Here is a 15,368-nt window from a genome sequence, read left to right on the forward strand (position 1 = left end):
CCAGGTCTCGTCGACCTCGCAGTCGCTGTCGCAGTCCGCCTCCGAGCAGGCCGCCAGCGTCGAGGAGACCACCGCCTCGCTGCAGGAGATGGCCTCCTCGGTCAAGCAGAACTCCGAGAACGCCAACATCACCGACGGCATGGCCACCAAGGCCTCGCGCGAGGCCCTCGAGGGCGGTGAAGCCGTCACCAAGACCGTCGAGGCCATGAAGTCCATCGCCTCGAAGATCTCCATCATCGACGACATCGCCTACCAGACCAATCTGCTGGCCCTCAACGCGGCCATCGAGGCCGCCCGCGCCGGCGAGCACGGCAAGGGCTTCGCCGTCGTCGCCGCCGAGGTCCGCAAGCTCGCCGAGCGCAGCCAGATCGCCGCCCAGGAGATCGGCCAGCTCGCCGGCTCCAGCGTCAAGATGGCCGAGCAGGCCGGCTCGGTCCTGATGCAGATGGTGCCCACCATCAACAAGACCAGCGCCCTGGTCCAGGAGATCTCCGCCGCCTCGGGCGAGCAGGCTCAGGGGGTGAGCCAGATCACCACCGCCATGGGTCACCTCAACACCGCCACCCAGCAGAACGCCTCCGCCTCCGAGGAGCTCTCGGCCACCGCCGAGGAACTCTCCGGCCAGGCCGGCCAGCTCCAGGAGATGATGGCCTTCTTCCGGCTGCATCAGGTCGATGCCCGACCGGTGCATCTGCCTCAGCCCGGTCGCGCAGCGACACGCCACGCCAGTGGATCGGCTCGCACACCGGCACTGCCGGCGGGGCTGGCCGCTCTGCACGAAGAGGAGAAGGCGGCCCGGCGCACGGCCGCCCGATCCCTCAGCTCGAGCCACCCGCCGGCCATGGGTGCCGCGGTGTCATGGACCCGCAGCAGCGCGTCGCACACCAGCGGACCGGATGAATCCAGCTTCGCTCGGTTCTGACACCTGAACTGCACGCGCCACGGACCGGACCGATCCGGCCGCTGCCTGCCGCCCTCGACATGACCTCCTGATGAGACTGCCATGAACACCACGATCGGCCAATCCGCTCCCACACCACCACGACGCACCCTGATGGACGGACTGTTCAGTCCCGTCAACTGGTTGATGGAGCGGCTGCGACTGGGCAACAAGATCGCCTTGATCTCCGTCGTGCTGCTGGTGCCGCTGATCGCGCTGCTGGTCAATCTGGTGATGCGCCACAACACGGACCGGGACTACACCGTCGGCGAGCTGCAGGCGACCCCGGTGGCCCACGAGGTGCTCGATCTGGTGGGCGTGCTGCAGAACCACCGGGGGCTGCAGGCCATGGTCGACGGCGGCAACGCCAACGCCGAGGGCCTGCTGCGTGAGTCACACAGCGAACTCGGCAAGGCGCTGGCCACCGCCGATGCGGCGATCGTGCGCTCCGGGCTGGACGTGGGTGCGGTCTGGGGTCCGCTGCGCGAGGACATCGCGCGCCTGGAGAACGGCCGCAGCACAGCCAAGGGCAGCGATGCCTTCGGCGCGCACACGGCCCTGGTGCGCCGCATCCAGGAGTTCACCGTGCTGATCGCCGAGAAGAGCGGCCTGCTGCTCGATCCGGAGGGCGCGACCTTCATGCTGATGGACATCGCCTTCGACCGGCTGGGCCAGTACGGCGAGTCGCTCGCCCAGGTCCGCGGCATCGCCGCTGGCGCCCTCGGGCGCGGACAGTGGACCCCCGATGACGCCGTGCGCCTGGCCATCGCCCGCCGGGCGCTCGACAACGGCCTGACCAGCGTGCAGATGCGACTGGACGCACTGGAGCGCACCGGAGAGAAGGCGCCGGCAGGCTGGAAAGAAGCCACCGCCGCGGCCAGCGCCTTCGCGCAGCAGGCCCAGGCGCTCGAGTCCGACGTCAAGCTCGCGGGCGACCCGCTTGCCCGCTTCAAGGCCGGCAGCGACGTGCTCGACAAGATCGATGCCTTCCACAACAGCACCATCAAGCGGCTCGACGAGCTGCTGAAGCTGCGCCAGCAGCGCATCGAGCACGATCGTGCCCTGATGACGATGACCGCGATCGCCGGCATCATGCTGTGCCTTTACCTGTCGGTGGGCACGGCACGCTCGATCCGGCGCGCCTCCGAGGCGCTGAGCCAGCAGGCTGCCGCGATCGCCCGCGGCGAGCTGGACCAGACCACGCGCATCAGCGGTCGCGACGAGATTGCCGACATCGCACGCTCCTTCGAGACCGCACGGCAGACGCTGGGCAGCCTGCTCGAGCAGATGAACCACATGTCGGCCGAGCACGAGCGCGGGGACATCGACGTGGCGATCGACACCTCACGCTTCCAGGGCGGCTTCCGCTCCATGGCCCAAGGTGTCAACGACAACGTCTTCGCCCACATCAACGCCAAGCGGACCGTCGCCGGGGTGATGCGCGAGTTCGCCGCCGGCCACCTCGATGCGCCCTTCGCGCAGCTGCCGGGCAAGAAGGCCTTCCTCAACGAGATCGTCGAGTCGGTGCGCAACGAGCTGCGGGCCGCCGCCGACGGTGCGGCCGAGAACCTGCGCATCCGCCTGGCGCTGGACGACGTGCCCAGCGCGGTCATGATCGCCGACCGCGACGGCATCATCCGCTACACCAACAAGTCGGTGCTGGCGCTGCTGCGCCGCATCGAGGGCGACATGCGCAGCGTGGTGCCGAACCTGGACGTCAACCGCATCATCGGCTCGAACTTCGACATCTTCCACCGCAATCCGCACCACCAGCGCAGCATCGTCGAGGCGCTCAAGCAGCCGCACCGCGCCAACGTGAAGTTCGGGCCGCACAGCATCCGGCTGGTGGCCTCGCCGATCGTCGACGCCCAGGGCCAGCGGGCCGGTGCAGTGCTGGAATGGGTCGACCGCAGCGTCGAGGTCCGTGCCGAGGAAGAGATCACCGCCCTCGTGCAGGCGGCCGGCCGCGGCGACTTCGGTGGCCGCATCCACACCGAGCACGGCGAAGGTTTCTTCCGCGTCCTGGGCGAGCACATGAACAGCCTGCTGGGCAACATCCAGCAGAACCTGGACCAGGTCAGCACGGCGCTCAACCGGGTCTCCCGCGGTGACCTGTCGCAGGAGCTGCAGGGCGATTACGAGGGCATCTTCGCCCAGCTGCAGGGTGACGTGAACACGATGACGCGCCAGCTGGTGAGCACCATCTCCGACGTCAACGGTGCGGCGCAGGCCCTGACCGCAGCCGCCAACCAGGTCTCGTCGACCTCGCAGTCGCTGTCGCAGTCCGCCTCCGAGCAGGCCGCCAGCGTCGAGGAGACCACCGCCTCGCTGCAGGAGATGGCCTCCTCGGTCAAGCAGAACTCCGAGAACGCCAACATCACCGACGGCATGGCCACCAAGGCCTCGCGCGAGGCCCTCGAGGGCGGTGAAGCCGTCACCAAGACCGTCGAGGCCATGAAGTCCATCGCCTCGAAGATCTCCATCATCGACGACATCGCCTACCAGACCAATCTGCTGGCCCTCAACGCGGCCATCGAGGCCGCCCGCGCCGGCGAGCACGGCAAGGGCTTCGCCGTCGTCGCCGCCGAGGTCCGCAAGCTCGCCGAGCGCAGCCAGATCGCCGCCCAGGAGATCGGCCAGCTCGCCGGCTCCAGCGTCAAGATGGCCGAGCAGGCCGGCTCGGTCCTGATGCAGATGGTGCCCACCATCAACAAGACCAGCGCCCTGGTCCAGGAGATCTCCGCCGCCTCGGGCGAGCAGGCTCAGGGGGTGAGCCAGATCACCACCGCCATGGGTCACCTCAACACCGCCACCCAGCAGAACGCCTCCGCCTCCGAGGAGCTCTCGGCCACCGCCGAGGAACTCTCCGGCCAGGCCGGCCAGCTCCAGGAGATGATGGCCTTCTTCCAGCTCGGCGAGGGCCGCCAGCGCCCCGCCGGTGACATGGCGCCCCATCGTGGCAGCCCTCAGGCGCACGCCGGCTTCGGCCGCGCGCCGGTGGCCGGCATGCCGGCCGGCCATGGCCATGTCTCGCCGGACGAGCATGCCGCGATGCGCCGCCCGGCCAGCGCCGCAGGCAAGCCGGCGATGCCGCGGCTCGGCTCCGCGGTCTCGTGGACCCGGGGCAGCGGCCAGTCCAGCGGGATCGACGAATCCAGCTTCGCCCACTTCTGAACGGGAACGACGCGATGCACGCCCAGACACCCGACGGGGAGCACAGCGCTCCCACCCTGCAGTTCCTGCGTTTCGCGCTGGAGCAGGAACTCTGCGCCGTGCGCATCGACGCGGTGCGCGAGATCCTGGAAGTGGGCCAGATGACCCCGCTGCCGCTGATGCCCAGCTTCGTGCGCGGGGTGATGAACCTGCGCGGCGCGGTGGTGCCGGTGATCGACCTGGGCGCACGCCTGGGTCTGCCGCCGACCACGGTCGGGCGGCGCACCTGCGTGGTCATCGTCGACGTTCCCGATCAGGAGCAGCAGGGCCACCACACCCTCGGGGTGCTGGTCGACGCGGTGCACGAGGTCTTCGACACCCGGTCGGTCGACCTGGAGGCCGTGCCGCGGCTGGGCACCCGCATCCGGCCCGAATTCATCCGCCACATGGTCCGGGTGCGTGGCCAGGCCACGCCCGACCTGGACCTGCGCGCCATCCTCGACCACAACGCGCTGGCCGAGCTGATCGGTGCCCACAGCCTGGCGGCGATGCACTGACCGGTCCCCGGCATGATCAGCGCTTCCTCCTTCGACGCGGTCACGGACCTGTTCCATGACGTCTCGGGCATCCGCCTGACGCCTGCCAAGCGACCGCTGGTCGCCGGGCGGCTGCAGAAGCTGGCCTCGGCACGGGGCCTGGCCTCGCTGGACGACTACATCACCCGCCTGCTGGCGGGCGAGTTCCCGGACGAGCTGGTGCACGTGGTGGACAGCCTGACCACCAACGAGACCTATTTCTTCCGGGAGCCGCAGCACTTCACGCACCTGGCCGGGGTGCTGCGCTCGACATCGGTCTCCAGCGAGCCCTTCAGGGTCTGGAGTGCCGCGAGCTCGTCCGGCGAGGAGGCCTACAGCATCGCGATGGTGCTGGCCGAGCACCGCGGCCTGCAGGGCTGGGAGGTCATCGGCACCGACCTGTCGACCGCGATGGTGGCGCGCGCCCGGCAAGGGCTCTACCCGCTGGAGCGGGCCCGCGACACGGCCCCGGCGCTGCTCAAGCGCTGGTGCCTGAAGGGCCAGGGCCGCTACGACGGCCAGCTGCTGGTGTGCAAGGAGCTGCGCGAGCGGGTCCGGTTCGGCAACGCCAACCTCACCCGGGATCTGCCCGACATCGGCCAGTTCGACGTCATCTTCCTGCGCAACGTGCTGATCTACTTCGACCCCGCCGGCAAGGTCGACATCGTCCGGCGGGTGCTGACACGACTGAAACCCGGCGGCTTCCTCTATTCCGGCCATGCTGAATCGATCGCGCACATCGGACTGCCCATCCAGTCGGTCGCCTCCGCCGTCTATGTCGCGTCCGCTCATGGATGACCTCGGTCGGATGCGCGGGCGGCCGGGCGAACATCTGAACCTGTTCGCCGGCCAGTTCTTCTTCGGCCGGGAGCCGTCGACCGTGCGCACGCTGCTGGGCTCGTGCGTGGCGGTGGTGCTGTGGCACCCGCAGCGCCGCCTGGGCGGCATGTGCCACTTCCTGCTGCCGCAGCGACAGCGCCCGGCCGGCCAGGCACGCGACGCCCGTTATGGCGACGAGGCGCTGGCGATGATGGTCGAGGCGCTGCGGCAGAGCGGCACCGACCCGCGCGACTACGAGGCCCACCTGTACGGCGGGGCCGACACCATGCCCGACCAGACCGACCTGCGGCTCAACATCGGCGAGCGCAACATCGAGCGGGGCTGGAGCCTGATCGACCACTACGGCTTCACGCTGCAGGCGATCGACGTGGGCGACCGCGTGCCTCGCCAGGTGCGGCTGGACCTCGGCACGGGCGAGGTCGAGATGCGACGCTGCCAGGGCAGCACGGTCTGAGCGCCATCCACGGCACCGGAGACACACCCATGGCCATCAGCGCCTTCCTGATCGACGACTCCGCCGTGGTGCGCAAGCACCTGGGCGACACCCTCAGCGCCGGCGGCATCGAGGTCATCGGCAGCGCCGGCGACCCGCTGTTCGCCTGGCCGAAGATGGAATCGAACTGGCCCGACGTGATCGTGCTGGACGTGGAGATGCCCCGCATGGACGGCATCACCTTCCTGCGCAAGGTCATGAGCGAGCGCCCGACGCCGGTCGTGATGTGCTCGACGCTGACCGAGCGCGGCTGCGAGACCACGATGCAGGCGATGGCGGCCGGCGCGGTGGGCTTCGTCACCAAGCCCCGCATCGGCCTGAAGGACTTCCTCGAGGACCGCAGCAACGGCCTGGTCGAGGCGGTGCGTGCCGCCGCCCGGGCCAACATGGGCGTGATGCGGGCCCATCGCTGCGCGGCGGCCGGCACGATCGGCCCGGCACGCCGCCCGACCGCCTCGGGCGCCGCGATGGCCGAGACCACCGACCGGGTCGTGGCCATCGGCATCTCCACCGGCGGGGTGCAGTCCATCGAGCTGGTGCTGCGCCAGCTCGACCGCACCGCGCCGGGCATCGTGATGGTCCAGCACATGCCCGAGAAGTTCACCGCCTCGTTCGCGGCCCGCCTGAACGGCATCTGCGACCTCGAGGTGCTGGAGGCCCGCGACGGCGACCGGGTCATCAACGGCCGGGTGCTGATCGCCCCGGGCGGGCGGCACATGCAGCTCAAGCGCAGCGGCGCCCAGTACGTGGTCCAGGTGCGGGACGGCCCGCTGATCAATCACCACCGGCCCTCGGTCGACGTGCTGTTCCGCTCGGTCGCCCAGTGCGCCGGGCGCAACGCGATCGGGCTGATCATGACCGGCATGGGCGACGACGGCGCCCACGGCCTGCGCCTGATGCGCGAGGCCGGCGCCCACACCGCGGCCCAGGACGAGGCCAGCAGCGTGGTCTTCGGCATGCCCGCCGAAGCCATCCGGCTGGGGGCGGCCGACCACGTCGTCGGCCTGCAGGACATCGCTGCCTGGATGCTCTACGCCAACGGCCTGCCGTTGCGCACCGCAACCGCCTGAGCCCTGACCCTCGCGCCCCGGGCGGCGCGACGATGGCGCTCAGGCCGCCCGCGGCCGGCTCAGGCGCCGGGGCGCAGGCCGGCGATCGGCGCCACCGGCAGCTCGACATCCATGCACTGCGCCCGGTGCATCAGCACATGGTCGATGACCACCAGCGCCAGCATCGCCTCGGCGATCGGCGTGGCGCGGATGCCCACGCAGGGGTCGTGGCGACCGAAGGTCTCGACCGAGGTCGGCTCGCCGGCCCGGTTGATCGACGGCTTGGGCACCCGGATCGAGCTGGTCGGCTTGATCGCGATCGACACCCGCAGGTCCTGGCCGGTCGACAGCCCGCCCAGCACGCCGCCCGCATGGTTGGAGTCGAAGCCCTCGGGCGTGAGCGCGTCGCCGTGCTCGCTGCCACGCTGCGCCACCACCCCGAACCCGTCACCGATCTCCACGCCCTTGACCGCGTTGATGCCCATCATCGCGTAGGCGATGTCGGCATCGAGCTTGTCGAACAGCGGCGCGCCCAGGCCGACCGGCATGCCGCGGGCCTCCACCTGCAGCTTCGCGCCCACCGAGTCACCGGCCCGGCGCAGATCGTCCATGTAGGACTCCAGGCGCTCGACCACACCCGCCGAGGGCGCGAAGAACGGGTTCAGCGGAATCTGGGCCTCGTCCTCGAACGGGATCTCCACGTCACCGAGCTGGCTCATCCAGCCGACGAAGGTGGTGCCGTGCATGGCCTTGAGCCACTTCCTGGCCACGGCCCCGGCCGCCACCATCGGCGCCGTCAGACGCGCCGACGAACGGCCCCCGCCGCGCGGATCACGCAGACCGTACTTGCGCCAGTAGGTGTAGTCGGCATGACCCGGGCGGAAGGTGTCGAGGATGTTGCCGTAGTCCTTGCTGCGCTGGTCGGTGTTGCGGATCAGCAGCGCGATCGGGGTGCCGGTGGTCCGGCCCTCGTACACGCCCGACAGGATCTCGACCGCGTCGGGCTCGTTGCGCTGCGTGACGTGGCGGCTGGTGCCGGGACGGCGGCGATCCAGGTCGGTCTGGATGTCGGCCTGCGACAGCTCCAGTCCGGGCGGGCATCCGTCGATCACGCAGCCGATGGCCGGGCCGTGACTCTCGCCGAAGTTGGTGACACGGAAAAGGGAACCGAAGGTGCTGCCGGACATCGTGGTGTGCTGGGTGCGGCGCGCAGCGACAGGCCACACGCGAAGGAGCGAAATTGTAGGCCTTGGCGGCTGGGCCCGGAGATGGCCCCGGAAAGGCTCGCTGCTCGACGCTTGTGCCCTCGCCCCGGCGGCCAACAATCTGTCGACCGCCGCCGGAACGTTCTCCGGGATGCCGCGGACCGACACAGCCCGTACGAACGAACGTCTATGCGAGGAAGATGATGAGCATGGTTCTAGACACTCCCCACTCCGCCATGGCCAGCCACGCCGGCCAGCGCCAGAACCTGATGGGCAAGGGCCAAGGCCCGGGCGCATCGAACCACCTCGGCGGCGAGTTCCTGACCTTCCGCCTCGGCGCCGAGGAATACGGCATCGAGATCCTGAAGGTGCAGGAGATCCGCTCCTACGAGCACCCGACCCGGATCGCGAACTCCGCGCCCTTCTTCAAGGGCGTGGTCAACCTGCGGGGCGTGATCGTGCCGATCGTCGACCTGCGCCTGAAGTTCGGCTGCGACAGCGCCGACTACAACGACTTCACCGTCGTCATCGTGCTCAACATCCGCGGCCGGGTCGTCGGCGCGGTGGTGGACTCGGTCTCCGACGTGCTCGAGCTGCCGGGGGATGCGGTGCGGCCGGCGCCGGACATCGACGCCTCGGTGGACACCAGCTACATCACCGGCATCGCCAACGTCGCCGAGCGCATGCTGATCCTGATGGACATCGAGGCGCTGATGAGCAGCGCGGACATGGGCCTGATGGACTCGGCGATCGGTTGAACGGCCCCCCGCGCGGATGACCGCGCAGGACCGTCGACTTTCGTGAAAATCATCACGATTTTTACATTTGTTGCAGTATCCTCGGGCAATCCCTTACTCGGGTGGTAAGGGATTGACACTCAGCGAGGACACCTTGAAGAGCCACCGACACTTCCGCTCCATCCGATCCCTGATGGCCTGGGCCGTGATCACGCCGGTCCTGCTGATGGGTGCCGCCCTGGCGACCGCGTCGTTCCCGACCCGCCACAGTGCCCTGCAGAACGGCCTGGTGATGCTGCTGGTGTCGCTGGCTCTGCTGACAGCGCTGCGCCTGCACCTGATCAACCTGAGGGCGATCTGCGAACCCCTGGAGCGGGCCACCCGCTCGGTGCAGTCGCTGGCCTGGGGCAGTCCCCCGCCCCCCTTGCGGCTGCCTTACCTGAACGAGACGGCCGAGCTGCTGGTGGCCACCCACGAGCTGGGCGACTACCTGGCGGTGATGCGGCCGGGCGACGGCAGCGCCTCCCGGCAGGAGCTGGGCGCCTCGCTCGACGAGGTCGTGGCCCGGCTGCGCCAGGCCTGCGACCAGATCGATCAGCTGAACCGCATTCCCGCGGCCGCCACAGGGGCGGCCAGCACCGACGACGACACGCTGGAAGCCCTGCGCCTGCAGGTGGCCCGGCTCATCGGCAAGGCCACGGCACTGGGCTCGGCCCCGGCGCGCACGCACACCGCCTGAATCGCCCGGCTGCAGTGGGCCGGGCGAAGCCGCTGACGACTCAGTTCTGGGGCCGGACAGCCTCTTCCGCCGCCTGTTCCTCGACCGGCCAGTCGCGGATGTAGGCCTTGAGCATGCGGTTCTCGAAGTCCTGGCTGTCGACGACGGCCTTGGCCACGTCGTAGAACGAGATCACGCCCATCAGCGTGCGCTGGTTGAGCACGGGCATGTAGCGGGCATGGCGCTCGAGCATCATGCGGCGCACCTCGTCGATCTCGGTCTGCGGCGTGCAGGTCAGCGGATGGTCGTCCATCACGGAGCGGACCAGCGTGGTGCCGACCACGCCGGCGGACTTCACCACGGCCTGGATCACTTCACGGAACGTGAGCATGCCCACCAGGTCGCCATGGCTCATCACGACCAGCGAGCCGATGTCGTGCTCGGACATCGTGGTGATGGCCCGGGCCAGCGGTTCGTCGGGCTGGATGGTGAACAGGGTGCCCCCCTTCACTCGCAGGATGTCGCTGACTTTCATGAATGCTCCTTCTGCGCGTTCTGCACGCTATGCACGTTCCGGCAATCAATATAGCCGACAAACCGCACGGCAAGCAGCCCGGGCGACCCGATGGTCAGGCCCGGTCAGAGCGACGGCCCGACGCTCAGCGCACGATGCCCGCCGGGCGCTGCGCCTTGGCCTGACGCCTCAGCGTGACGGCATCGCCGCTGCCCACCGAGGCCGCGGCATGGCCGGGCAGCCGGAAGATGCGCACCGCATCCGACACCACTTCGGACTGCAGGCGCACCGAGGTCGCGGCCGCGGCCAGCTCCTCGACCAGCGCGGCGTTCTGCTGGGTCAGCGTGTCCATGTGCGAGACCGCCTCGTTGATCTGCGAGATGCCGTTGAGCTGCTCGGACGCCCCGACATCGATCTCCTCGACCAGCGTGCCCATGCGCCGCACGGCGTTGAGCGCCTCGTCCATCGTCGAGCGGGCATCGTCGGTCTGGCGGGCACCGGCCTCGACCTTGCCGGCGGTGTCCTCGATCAACTGCTTGACCTCGCGCGCGGCCGACGTGGTGCGCTGGGCCAGCGAGCGGACCTCGGCGGCGACCACGGCGAAGCCGCGGCCCTGCTCACCGGCACGGGCCGCCTCCACGGCCGCATTGAGGGCCAGGATGTTGGTCTGGAACGCGATGCCGTCGATCACCTGGATGATGTCGCGGATGCGGTGCGACGAGGCATTGATCGCCTCCATCGTCGCGGAGACGTGGTGGACCGCCTCGGCGCTGCGCTGGGTGATGCTGGTGGCCTGCTCGGCGAAGGTGGCCACGCCCTTGGCGCTGTCGGCGCTCTGGCGCACGGTGCCGGTGATCTCCTCCATCGACGAGGCCGTCTGCTCCAGGCTCGAGGACTGCGACTCGGTGCGCTCGGACAGGTCCTGATTGCCCTGGGCCAGTTCGCCGGCCGTGCTGCGCAGGCTGTCGACGCCGGTGCGGGCGTCCCGCACGATGGCCATCAGGTTGACCGACAGCTGGTTGAGCGCCCGTTCGATCGCACCGATCTCGCCGCGGTGGAGCACCGCGATGCGCTGCGACAGGTCGCCGGCCGCCAGCCGATTGGCGAACGCGGCAGCCGCCTCCAGCGGGGTCAGCGTCAGGCGGCGGATCTGCCAGCTCGACAGGGTGGCCATCAGGACACCGCCCAGCAGGCCCCCACCGAGGGCGCCCGCGGAGCCGGCCTGCTGGGCGCCGATCCAGGCCGACAGCACGGCCGCCACGCCGGTCCAGGCCGCCCACCACCACAGCTGCCAGCGCAGGTCGGGCTGCATCCACCGGCGCAGGCGCCCCTGCAGGTCTCGCCGCTCCAGCCGGCCGTGGCGCAGCGCATGGATGCGCTGGCCCTGTTCCTTCTCGGTGCGCATCGTCGCGTACAGGCGCTCGGCGCTGCGGACCTCGGCGCTGTCGGGTTCGGTGCGCACCGACATGTACCCCACGGGCCGACCGCCGTCGAGCACCGGGGTGACGTTGGCCATCACCCAGTAGTGGTCACCGTTCTTGCGCCGGTTCTTGACCAGCGCCGACCAGGGTCGTCCGCTGGCGATGGTGGCCCACATGTCGCGGAAGGCCTCCTCGGGCATGTCCGGGTGGCGGATCAGGTTGTGGGGCTGCCCCAGCAGCTCCTCCCGCTCGTAACCGCTGACCTCGATGAACGCCGGGTTGCAGTACAGGATCCTGCCCTGCAGATCGGTCGTCGAGACCAGGGTGCCGCCCGGCGGGAATGGAAATTCCTTCTGTGTGACCGGCAGATTCGTGCGCATTGATGACTTCCCCTGCGATGAGGCCCCCCCCGGACGGAGATTGCCGACAGAAGAGAAGGTTAAGCACGACACCAAAGCGTACCTTGTGGATAAACACGTGGATTGCGCACCATCTCTGCCTTGCTGATCGCCGACTGACATCTTGATCTGCATCAATTCCAGGAACGGCCTCAGCTCTCGAGCATGTCGGCCAGGCTCCAATGCGAAAAACCGGCACGCCGCCACACGGTCTGGGTCGATGGCGACTCGGCCAGCAGCCATTGCACGATCAATGGCGCCGCGGAGGTTTCTCCCGGATCGACCAGCAGCACGTGGCGGGCATCGCCCTCTTCCTCGAGCCGGCCGACCCAGTCCATCTGCATCAGCCGCTCCAGCACCGGGTCGACCTGGACCGGATCGATCCTCAGCCGGCTCGACAGCTCGAGCACCGAGCAGCCCCTGCGCGGGCCGCTGCGGGCCAGGTCGAGCTGGCGCAGCACGGCCAGCACCAGCGCGAAGCGCCAGCCGGGCGTGGCCGGAAAGCTGACCACCCGCATCTGCAGGCTCGGGGCATAGGCCGTCACCACCGCCCCCAGCAGCACGATCACCCAGCCGAGGTAGATCCAGGTCAGCAGGATGGGCACGGTGGCGAAGGCGCCGTAGATGGTGCTGTAGGTGCCCGTCAGGCTCAGGTACCAGGCCAGCATGCGCTTGGCCAGCTCGAAGGCGACGGCCACGAAGCTGCCGCCCATCAGCGCATGGGACCAGCGCACCGGCGTGTTGGGCACATACCGGAACAGCCCGGCCATGCCGATGGCCATCAGCACCAGCTCGATGGCGTTGAGCACCAGCGTGACCCCTCCCGGCAGCACGCTCACGAACCCGCGGGACGCGGACACCGCATAGGAGGTCAGGCTCAGGCTCGCCCCCAGCAGCAGCGGCCCGAGCGTGGCGATCGCCCAGTACACCAGCACCCGCTGCGCGATGCTGCGCGGCTGGCGCACCCGCCAGATCGCGTTGAGCGAGCGGTCGATCGTCAGCAGCAGGGCCAGCGCGGTCAGGCCGAGCACCACCAGCCCGAGCGCGCCGGCGCGGTGGGCCTTGCTGGCGAACAGCGTGAGCTGCTGCAGCACCGGACGGGCGATCTCGTCGGGCACCAGGTTCTGGATCAGGTAGAGCTCGAGCGCGCGGCGGAAGGTGCCGAACATCGGGAAGGCGGTGAAGACCGCGAACGCGACCGTGACCAGCGGCACCAGCGCGATGGTGGTGGTGAAGGTCAGGCTGCTGGCGGTGATGCCCAGCCGGTCCTCGCGGAAACGCTGGTGCAGCGTGCGCAGGGTGTCACGCCAGGGCCAGGTCTGCAGGGACGACCAGAACTCGCGCCAGCGCAGGCCGCGGCGGCGGGAAGACGAGGCCGCGTCCGGTTCATCGGCGGGGGCAAGGGATTGGAGACGCATGCTGGATATGATGCCAGCCCGAAGACAGCGCCCTCGTGCCCCCACCGTGTCCACTGATGCCCCCTCCCCCCGCACCACCGATGCCGTGGCGCCCGAAGCCGCCCCGCGCCCGCCCACCCGTGGCGTGCTGATCAGCCGATGGGCGGCGGTGCTGTGCTGCGGCCTGCTGATTGCCATCGGCCTGGGCTGGGAGCTGCTGTGGGCGCCGACCGGCCGCGGCACGCTGGCCATCAAGGTGCTGCCCCTGGTGCTGGCCCTGCCCGGCCTGTGGCGCATGCGGCTCTACACCTACCGCTGGCTGAGCCTGGCGGTGTGGATCTATGTGGTCGAGGCTTCGGTGCGCCTGGGCATCGAGTCCGCCACGGTCAACCTGCTCGCCGGCGCGGAGATGCTGCTGTCGGTGCTGCTGTTCACCGCCTGCGCGCTGCATGTGCGCCATCGCCTGGCCGCCGGCCGGCGCCTGGCGGCCCCGCCCGCGACCTGAACCATGGCACACGAGGCCGCGCTGGATGAACTGAGGGCGCTGATCGGCTCGCCGCAGGTGCTGGTCGAGGGTGACCTGGGCGCCTACGAGCGCGACTGGCGGGGCCGCTGGCGAGGCCGGGCGCTGGCCGTGGCCCGGCCGGGCGACACGGCACAGGTGGCCGAGGTGGTGCGCTGGTGCGCGCGCCACGGGATCACGATCGTGCCTCAGGGCGGCAACACCGGACTGGTCGGCGGTGGCGTGCCCGACGGCAGCGGCCGCCAGCTGCTGCTGAGCCTGGGCCGGCTGAACCGCGTCCGGGCCATCGATGCCGCCAACCTGACGATGACGGTCGAGGCCGGCTGCGTGCTGGCGACGGCGCAGCAGGCGGCCCGGCAGGCCGGCCTGCTGCTGCCGCTGAGCCTGGCCTCCGAGGGCAGCTGCACGCTGGGCGGCAACCTCGCCAGCAATGCCGGCGGCACGCAGGTGCTGCGCTACGGCAACGCCCGCGAACTCTGCCTGGGGCTGGAGGTGGTCACCGCGCAGGGCGAGGTCTGGGACGGCCTGAGCGGCCTGCGCAAGGACAACACCGGCTACGACCTGCGCCACCTGTTCATCGGCAGCGAAGGCACGCTGGGCGTGATCACCGCCGCCGTCCTGAAGCTGCACCCGCTGCCCGCCGCCAGCGCCACCGCGCTGGCCACGACCACGGACCTCGACCGCACGCTGGCCCTGCTGCAGCTGGCGCAGCGCCGCGCCGATGCGGCGCTGACCGGCTTCGAGGTGATGAACGAACGCTCGCTGCAGCTGGTGCGCCAGCACCTGCCGCAGGCGGTGATGCCGCTGCCCCCGGCGCCATGGACCGTGCTGCTGGAGCTGGCCGACCCGGACGGCGAGGCGGCCGTGCAGGCCCGGCTGGAGGCGCTGCTGCTGCAGGCCGCGCAGCAGGGGCTGGTCAGCGACGCCGCGCTGGCGCGCTCGGGCGCGCAGCAGCAGGCCATGTGGCATCTGCGCGAGTCGATCTCGGCGGCTCAGGCCTGCGAGGGGCTCAACGTCAAGCACGACATCGCGGTGCCGGTGTCGGCCATTCCACGTTTCGTCGCGCGCACGCAAGCCCTGCTGGAGGCCGCGGTTCCGGGCGTGCGGGTGGTCAATTTCGGTCACCTGGGCGACGGCAACCTGCACTTCAACGTGCAGGCACCGGTCGGCACGGCGGCCGATGAATTCCTGCGTACCCAGGAGACCCGCATCAACCGGCTGGTCTACGACGAGGTCACGGCCTGCGGCGGATCGATCTCGGCGGAGCACGGCATCGGCCAGCTCAAGCGCGAGGAACTGGCCGCGCGCAAGTCACCGGTGGCGCTGGCGCTGATGCGCCAGATCAAGCAGGCGCTGGATCCCGACCACCGGATGAACCCGGGCCGGATGCTGTGACGCCGCGGCC

The 15,368-nt window shown here is 70.0% G+C and carries 14 protein-coding genes; 10 read left to right on the plus strand and 4 right to left on the minus strand.

Going from position 1 to position 15,368, the window contains the following annotated elements:
• The 6 genes from C7444_RS20240 to C7444_RS11180 all read left to right on the plus strand — a co-directional run.
• Positions 1–922 (plus strand): methyl-accepting chemotaxis protein (locus C7444_RS20240; RefSeq protein WP_245909516.1); only part of this gene is annotated, 922 nt, incomplete at its 5' end.
• Positions 923–1,003: 81 nt separating this feature from the next.
• Positions 1,004–4,114, plus strand: a complete 3,111-nt coding sequence (locus C7444_RS11160; RefSeq protein ID WP_146219375.1) for a methyl-accepting chemotaxis protein — start codon at positions 1,004–1,006, stop codon at positions 4,112–4,114.
• Between the two features lie 14 nt (positions 4,115–4,128).
• A complete protein-coding gene (locus C7444_RS11165) occupies positions 4,129–4,650 on the plus strand; it encodes a chemotaxis protein CheW (protein WP_110400939.1) in 522 nt (173 codons plus the stop codon).
• Positions 4,651–4,662: 12 nt separating this feature from the next.
• Positions 4,663–5,466 (plus strand): CheR family methyltransferase, encoded by an 804-nt coding sequence (locus C7444_RS11170; protein WP_110400940.1) that lies wholly within the window; start codon positions 4,663–4,665, stop codon positions 5,464–5,466.
• Positions 5,459–5,962, plus strand: coding sequence for a chemotaxis protein CheD (locus C7444_RS11175; RefSeq protein ID WP_245909517.1), 504 nt, complete (start codon positions 5,459–5,461; stop codon positions 5,960–5,962). The genes C7444_RS11170 and C7444_RS11175 overlap by 8 nt, the downstream gene beginning before the upstream one ends.
• A gap of 29 nt (positions 5,963–5,991) precedes the next feature.
• A complete protein-coding gene (locus C7444_RS11180; protein WP_110400942.1) occupies positions 5,992–7,071 on the plus strand; it encodes a protein-glutamate methylesterase/protein-glutamine glutaminase in 1,080 nt (359 codons plus the stop codon).
• A 59-nt stretch (positions 7,072–7,130) separates the two neighbouring features.
• Here C7444_RS11180 and aroC read toward each other — a convergent pair whose 3' ends face one another.
• Positions 7,131–8,237 (minus strand): chorismate synthase, encoded by a 1,107-nt coding sequence (aroC, locus tag C7444_RS11185; protein ID WP_110400943.1) that lies wholly within the window; start codon positions 8,235–8,237, stop codon positions 7,131–7,133.
• Between the two features lie 221 nt (positions 8,238–8,458).
• Between aroC and C7444_RS11190 the strand changes: the two genes are divergently transcribed.
• Both C7444_RS11190 and C7444_RS11195 read left to right on the plus strand, forming a co-directional pair.
• On the plus strand, positions 8,459–9,013 hold the full coding sequence (locus tag C7444_RS11190) for a chemotaxis protein CheW (protein ID WP_170130712.1): 555 nt from the start codon (positions 8,459–8,461) through the stop codon (positions 9,011–9,013).
• A gap of 133 nt (positions 9,014–9,146) precedes the next feature.
• Positions 9,147–9,731, plus strand: a complete 585-nt coding sequence (locus C7444_RS11195) for a hypothetical protein (protein ID WP_146219376.1) — start codon at positions 9,147–9,149, stop codon at positions 9,729–9,731.
• A gap of 40 nt (positions 9,732–9,771) precedes the next feature.
• On the opposite strand, the gene C7444_RS11200 is transcribed toward C7444_RS11195, so the two are convergent.
• The 3 genes from C7444_RS11200 to C7444_RS11210 form a co-directional block, all read right to left on the minus strand.
• Complete coding sequence (locus C7444_RS11200; RefSeq protein ID WP_110400945.1) at positions 9,772–10,245, minus strand: CBS domain-containing protein; 474 nt, start codon at positions 10,243–10,245, stop codon at positions 9,772–9,774.
• Between the two features lie 124 nt (positions 10,246–10,369).
• Complete coding sequence (locus C7444_RS11205; protein ID WP_110400946.1) at positions 10,370–12,025, minus strand: methyl-accepting chemotaxis protein; 1,656 nt, start codon at positions 12,023–12,025, stop codon at positions 10,370–10,372.
• Positions 12,026–12,195: 170 nt separating this feature from the next.
• Positions 12,196–13,461 carry a YihY family inner membrane protein gene (locus C7444_RS11210; RefSeq protein ID WP_110400947.1) on the minus strand — a complete coding sequence of 422 codons (1,266 nt, stop codon included), beginning with the start codon at positions 13,459–13,461 and terminating at the stop codon, positions 12,196–12,198.
• Between the two features lie 46 nt (positions 13,462–13,507).
• Here C7444_RS11210 and C7444_RS11215 point away from each other — a divergent pair, with 46 nt between their 5' ends.
• Together C7444_RS11215 and C7444_RS11220 are read left to right on the plus strand one after the other, a co-directional pair.
• A complete protein-coding gene (locus tag C7444_RS11215) occupies positions 13,508–13,945 on the plus strand; it encodes a DUF2069 domain-containing protein (protein ID WP_245909518.1) in 438 nt (145 codons plus the stop codon).
• 3 nt (positions 13,946–13,948) lie between these two features.
• Positions 13,949–15,358 (plus strand): FAD-binding oxidoreductase, encoded by a 1,410-nt coding sequence (locus tag C7444_RS11220; protein WP_110400948.1) that lies wholly within the window; start codon positions 13,949–13,951, stop codon positions 15,356–15,358.
• The last annotated feature ends 10 nt before the right edge of the window (positions 15,359–15,368 follow it).

The sequence above is a fragment of the Sphaerotilus hippei genome (assembly GCF_003201595.1).
Classification (GTDB): Bacteria; Pseudomonadota; Gammaproteobacteria; order Burkholderiales; family Burkholderiaceae_C; genus Sphaerotilus; species Sphaerotilus hippei.